At 62.6% G+C, this 6,274-nt stretch carries 5 protein-coding genes; 1 reads left to right on the forward strand and 4 read right to left on the reverse strand.

Annotated features, from left to right (window positions below; all coding sequences use genetic code 11):
* Positions 1–2: 2 nt before the first annotated feature.
* The 4 genes from DMO26_RS07920 to DMO26_RS07935 all read right to left on the reverse strand — a co-directional run bounded on the left by DMO26_RS07920 (position 3) and on the right by DMO26_RS07935 (position 4,349).
* Positions 3–878 carry an ABC transporter permease gene (locus tag DMO26_RS07920; protein WP_117191465.1) on the reverse strand — a complete coding sequence of 292 codons (876 nt, stop codon included), beginning with the start codon at positions 876–878 and terminating at the stop codon, positions 3–5.
* Between the two features lie 9 nt (positions 879–887).
* Positions 888–1,835, reverse strand: coding sequence for an ABC transporter permease (locus tag DMO26_RS07925; protein WP_117191466.1), 948 nt, complete (start codon positions 1,833–1,835; stop codon positions 888–890).
* A gap of 170 nt (positions 1,836–2,005) precedes the next feature.
* Positions 2,006–3,514 (reverse strand): ABC transporter substrate-binding protein, encoded by a 1,509-nt coding sequence (locus DMO26_RS07930; protein ID WP_117191467.1) that lies wholly within the window; start codon positions 3,512–3,514, stop codon positions 2,006–2,008.
* Between the two features lie 94 nt (positions 3,515–3,608).
* Positions 3,609–4,349: a FadR/GntR family transcriptional regulator gene (locus DMO26_RS07935; protein WP_117191513.1), complete on the reverse strand. Its 741-nt coding sequence runs from the start codon at positions 4,347–4,349 to the stop codon at positions 3,609–3,611.
* A 219-nt stretch (positions 4,350–4,568) separates the two neighbouring features.
* Between DMO26_RS07935 and sthA the strand changes: the two genes are divergently transcribed.
* The gene (gene sthA / locus DMO26_RS07940; protein WP_117191468.1) at positions 4,569–6,062 is read left to right on the forward strand and encodes a Si-specific NAD(P)(+) transhydrogenase; all 1,494 of its coding nucleotides are present in this window, start codon (positions 4,569–4,571) and stop codon (positions 6,060–6,062) included.
* Positions 6,063–6,274 lie beyond the last annotated feature (212 nt).

Below are 6,274 nucleotides of genomic sequence, written 5' to 3' on the forward strand. Positions count from 1 at the left end.
AATCATGCTTCGCGGGGATCCAGCGCATCGCGCAGGCCGTCGCCCAGAAGGTTGAAACCGATAACGACGAGGAAGATCGCCGCACCCGGCCACATGGCCATCCACGGCGCCTGGCTCAGGAAATTCTTGGCGACATTGAGCATCGACCCCCAGGACGGCGCCGGCGGCTGCTGGCCGAGGCCAAGGAAGGAAAGGCTAGCTTCGGCGATGATCGCGGTCGCGATCGTCAGCGTCGCCTGGACGATGATCGGCGCGAAAACATTCGGCAAGATGTAACGGACCATGATTTCAAAGTGATTGAGGCCGACGGCGCGGGCGCCTTCGACATAGTCCTCCGTCTTGACCGCCAGCACCTGACCCCGCGTCAGCCGCACGAAGATCGGCATGGCGGAGAGGCCGATGGCGATCATTGCGTTCATCAGGCTCGGGCCGAGAAAGGCGGCGAGCGCGATCGCCATGATCAGGAAAGGGAGCGCGAGCAGCGCTTCGGTGATGCGCGAGATCACCATGTCCACCCAGCCGCCGAAGTAACCGGCGATAAGGCCGAAGGGCACGCCGATGCAGACGGCGATCGCAACCGAAAAGATACCAGCCATCAGCGAGGCCTGCGCGCCCCAGATCATCCGCGAGAGAATGTCGCGGCCGAGATCGTCGGTGCCGAGCCAATGGGCCGCGGACGGGGCCTTGCGGATCGCCGTCCAGCTCGTCGCGACCGGATCAGGAATCGGCAGGAAGGGTGCAGCGATCGCGAGAAGCGCGAAAAAGAGGACGATCACCGTGCCGACCAGCGCCGACTTGTTGCGCTTCATCTTGCGCCAGGCGCGGCTCTTCTCGCGCTTCGGTACGGCGGCGGCGGGAGCTTGATCGATCACCGTCATATCGTTGCCCTAGATGGTCGCCCTGAGGCGCGGATTGAGAAGAACGTAAAGCGCGTCGGCGATGAGGTTCATCAGGATGAAGCCGACTGCGGTACACAGTACGACGCCCTGCACCACCGCATAGTCGCGGTTGAAGACAGCATCGACGATCAGCTTGCCGAAGCCCGGGATGGTAAAGATCTGTTCGGTCAAGACCGCGCCGGCGAGCAGTTCGCCGAAAAGCAGCGCCGAGAGCGTCACGACCGGCAGCAGCGCGTTGCGGAAACTGTGGCTGAGGACGACCTCGCGCGGCGATAGGCCTTTGGCGCGGGCGGTGCGGATATAGTCCGAACTCAAGACGCCGATCATGGCGGAGCGGGTGTGGCGCATCAGCGTCGCCGCCAGCGCATTGCCGAGCACAAAGGCCGGCATGACCATGGTCTGCAGCGACCGCACAGGATCGACGAAGATCGATTCATAACCGGATGCCGGCAGCCAGCCGAGCTGCACCGAGATCAAGAGGATCAGCATGATGCCGAGCCAGAAATTCGGGATGGAGAGGCCGGAGAGCGCCAGCACGTTGGCGAAATAGTCGACGACCGTGTTCTTCCTGACCGCCGCCAGGATGCCGATCGGAATGCCAATCATCATGGCGAAGAACATTGCCATGACGGCGAGCTGGATCGTCACCGGCAGTTTTTCGAGAATGAGTTCGAGGACGGGCTGGTTGGTGCGCAGCGAAATGCCGAAATCGCCGGTCAGCACGCCGCCGAGCCAGTAGAAATACTGCACGATCACCGGATCGTTCAGCCGGTATTTGTCGCGCAGGAATTCGATGACCGCCGGGTCGCGCTCCTCGCCGGCCATGGCCAGGATCGGGTCGCCGGGCAAAAGCTTCTGCAATGAAAAAACGAAAATGGATATGATCAGCAGGGTCGGGATTGCGACCAGCAGACGTTTTCCAATGTAAACGGGCATTCTACCGCCTCTCCTGTCTTACAGAACACCGCGCATCCAGCGAACGCGCCGAGTTCCCGTTCATGGCCTCCGCCCATCGCCGGTCCGGAAATCACGTCCGGTCGGACACCGATGTCGCAGGCACCTGGGAAAAGTGCCGCATGGCTCCACTTCCATGCGGCACGCAGAGGTCAGCCTTTCTTGACGCCCTGGAGGCGGATCATGCCGTCAGGATTCGGCACGAAGCCCGTGACGTTCTTCTTGTATGCCCAGATCCACGACTGGTGGCCGAGATAGATGACCGGCAGTTCGTCGTTGAGGATCACCGCAGCAGCGTCGTATTTCTGCTTGCGGACCGCATCGTCGGTCGAGGCACGTGCGTCGTTCAGCAGCTTGTCGACTTCCGGGTTGCAGTACTTGGTGTCGTTGATGCCGCCCTTGCAGGTGATGAACTGGTGGATGTTGCCGTCCGGATCGACACGGCCGGACCAGTCGGAGCGGCTGAGCTGGTAATTGCCGCGGGTCTGCTCGTCGAGCAGCGTTGCGAATTCGGTCGACTTGAGGCTGACGTCGAAGCCGGCTTCGGTGACCATCGACTGCAGGATCTGCATCATCTGCTGGGCGACCGGATTGTTCGGGATCTGCAGCTCCACCTTGACGCGCTCGGTGCCGGCTGCCTTCAGCAGCGCCTTCGCCTTGGCGACGTCACGGGCCGGAACGGGAAGAGACTTGTTGAACCACGGGCTGTTCGGCGGGAACGGCTGGTTGCCGCCGACCGCCGTGCCCTCGTAGACGATCTGGTTCATGGCTTCGCGATCGATCGCCAGCGAGAAGGCCTGGCGGATGCGCTTGTCCTTGCCGAACGGGTTGTCGGCGCGGGCGCCGTTGCCGATATTGGCGTAGAGGGCCATGTAACCGATATTGACGGTCGCGTCGTATTTCAGGGCGGAGTCGCCCTTGACGGCGGCGACGTCAGTCGGCGCGACGCGTTCGATGAAGTCGAGGTCGCCGGAGCGCAAGTTGGCGAGGCGCACGGTCGTATCCGGGATCGGCAGATAGGTGACCTTGTCGATGAAGATCTTGCTCTTGTCCCAGTAATCGGCGAATTTTTCGAGCACGATACGGTCCTGCTGGACGCGCTCGACGAACTTGAACGGGCCGGCGCAGACCGGCTTCGAACCGAAATTGGCGCCGAGCGCCTTGGCGGCCGTCGGGGAGACGATCATGCCGGCGCGGTCGGAGAGCTGCGACAGCAGCGTCACGTCCGGAGCCTTCAGGGTGAACTTGACCTCCAGCGGGCCGGATGCCTCGACCTTGGCAACAGATGCAAGCTCGCTCTTGCGGCGGGATTCCGGCAGGGTCATGTTGCGCTCGATCGTCGCGACGACGGCCGCGGCATCCAATGCCGTGCCGTCGTGGAACTTGACGCCGTCGCGGATCTTCATGACGAGTTCCTTCCCGTCGGCGGACCATTTCCACTCGGTCGCGAGCTGCGGAGCGAATTTCAGGTCCGGCGAGACGTCGATCAGCTTGTCGCACATGGCCGTATAGACGATGCGGCCGACGAAGGTGCGGGACTGGGCCGGGTCGAGGACGTCGGCATCGTCCTGCAGGCCGATGCGCAGGTCGACGGCAAGCGCCGGGAAGGCGAACAGCGCGCCCGCAAGCAGCACCGTTGTCAGCTTGGTAAATCGCTTCATGGTGATTTTTCCTCTCGTTTGTTCAGGTTCCTGTTTTTAGTCTCGGCCGGTTTTCCGGCTTCTTTGGCGGCAGGTGATGGCCGCAGAGGGTCGCTCAGCCGACTTCACTCAGCCGACCGGATTCAATCGCGCCCAGCGAGGTGGTCCTGATGAGGCGCTCCTGCAGCATCAGGAGATGCTCGCGCATCGCCTCGCCCGCCCGCACCGGGTCATGCGCGGCGATCGCATCGATGATCACCCGGTGCTGCTGGAAGGACATGTTGACCGCATCGCTGCCGGAGCGGGCCCGCTCGCGGATCGCCCGCCAAGCCTCGTCCTGCCGGACGCGGTTGATCACGTCGAAGATCGACAGGAAAAGCTGGTTGCCGGCGCTCTGGGCGATCAGGCGGTGAAGAGCCCCGTCCCAGAGCTCGCGCGCATCGGCGTCGCTGCTTTCGATGATCCGGGCGGCGATCTCATGCATCTTGGCGATATCCGCCGGCTTGGCACGCATGGCGGCAAGCTGGGCGAGCTGCGGCTCGATCCTCAGACGCACCTCGAGGATTTCCATGAAGTCCGTTCCGGCAACCAGCGCGCCGAGATGCTCGGTCCAGTCGCTCGGCTTCTTGCCGATGAAGGTGCCGGAACCCTGGCGGCGCCAGATGAGCTCCTCCGCTTCCAGAACTTCGAGCGCGCGGCGCACCGCCCGCCGGCTGATGCCGAGCATCTCCGCCAAGGCGCGCTCCGTCGGCAGACGCCCTTCCGGACCGAACTCACCAGCCTGCAGCAGCTCTCTCAGGCGGTCGAGCGCATAGTTCGAATTGTCGTGTGGCTGATCTGCTGTCCCCTGTACCATTTCTTGTACCAATTATTAATTGGTCCGAATGGAAGGCATTTCCTGTCATACGTCAAGACAAATTTTCGGCAGCTTTCGCATTGCACAAATTCTGGGCGCAGAGGCTGAAATCAAGGCTTGGACGTGCCGCAATCAAAACTTTAGAATAGGCAGCTACAAAGGGATTCGTGAGCATTGTCGCATCGCGGCAGCGGACAGATTTCGGAGCGGAGCATCCCCATGAACCATTACGACCTCATCGTCGTCGGCAGCGGCCCGGCAGGCCGCCGCGCAGCCATCCAGGCAGCCAAACTCGACAAGAAGGTTCTGGTCGTCGAGCAAGGCAAGCGGGTCGGCGGCGTCTCGGTCCATACGGGGACGATTCCTTCGAAGACGCTGCGCGAAACGGCGCTGAACCTTTCCGGCTGGCGCGAACGCGGCTTCTACGGCCGGGCCTATCGCGTCAAGCAGGAGATCAGCGCCGAGGACCTGCGCCGCCGTCTGCTGATCACCCTCGACCACGAAGTGGAGGTGCTGGAGCACCAGTTCGCCCGCAACCGGGTGAGCAGCATCCGCGGCAAAGCCAGTTTCGTGACCCCCGACACGCTGGCGGTCCTCAAGGACGACGGCGAGACGATGCATGTCACCGCCAATTCGATCCTGCTGGCGGTCGGCACCAAGCCCTTCCGTCCCGACTACATACCTTTCGACGGCAAGACCGTGCTCGACAGCGACGAACTGCTGGAAATCGAAGAGCTGCCCCGCTCCATGGTGGTGATCGGCGCCGGCGTCATCGGCATCGAATATGCCACCATCTTCTCGGCGCTCGATACGGCCGTCACCGTCATCGATCCGAAACCGACCATGCTCGACTTCATCGACAAGGAGATCGTCGAGGACTTCACCTATCAGCTGCGCGACCGCAACATGAAGCTTCTGCTCGGCCAGAAAGCCGAAAAAGTCGAGCGCCTTCCCGATGGCAAGGTCGCGGTGCAGGTCGACAGCGGTCGCCGCCTCATCACTGACATGGTGCTCTTTGCCGCCGGCCGCATGGGGGCGACCGATACGCTCAATCTTGCCGCCGCCGGCCTCGATGCCGACAGCCGCGGTCGTCTGAAGGTCAATCCGGAGACTTTCGAGACCTCGGTGGCGGGAATTTTTGCCGCCGGCGACGTGGTCGGTTTCCCGAGCCTCGCCTCGACCTCGATGGAACAGGGCCGCGTCGCCGCCCGCGTTGCGGTGGGCGCGATCGCCAAGGAACCGCAGAAATATTTCCCCTACGGCATCTATGCGGTTCCGGAAATCTCCACCTGCGGCCTCACCGAAGAGGAAATGAAGGAGCGCGGCATTCCCTATGAATGCGGCATCGCCCGTTTCCGCGAAACCTCCCGCGGCCACATCATGGGCCTCGACACCGGCCTCCTGAAGCTGATCTTCTCACTGAAGACCCGCCGCCTGCTCGGCGTGCATATCGTCGGCGAAGGCGCGACCGAACTGGTGCATATCGGGCAGGCCGTTTTGAACCTCAAGGGCACGGTCGAATATTTCGTCGAGAACACCTTCAATTACCCGACGCTCGCCGAAGCCTACAAGATCGCCGGTCTGGACGCCTGGAACCGCATGGGCGAAGGCCCGAAGGAAGCACCCGTCGCCACCGCCCAGCCGCTCGACACGGCAACCACCACGACGGCTGGAACGGCCCCGGCCGAAAAGAAAAAAGCCGCCTCGAAGTGAGACGGCATTTTTGGCTGGACCTTCCTGCTAGAAGCTGAAGCGATACAAAAAAGCGAAGCTATATGGCGGCAGATGCCGCCAATGGCCACTCTCGTGAAGAGTTTCGGGCGCCGGAGGCGTACGAAAGTCCCCGAGGAAGGAACCCGCGGGCCACGGTCGGGGGCTATGGAGATTTCGATCTGCGGCCGATGACTGCGATGGCGCGACCGCAG

The sequence above is a fragment of the Rhizobium terrae genome, from assembly GCF_003425685.1.
In the GTDB taxonomy this organism is placed as follows: Bacteria; Pseudomonadota; Alphaproteobacteria; order Rhizobiales; family Rhizobiaceae; genus Neorhizobium; species Neorhizobium terrae.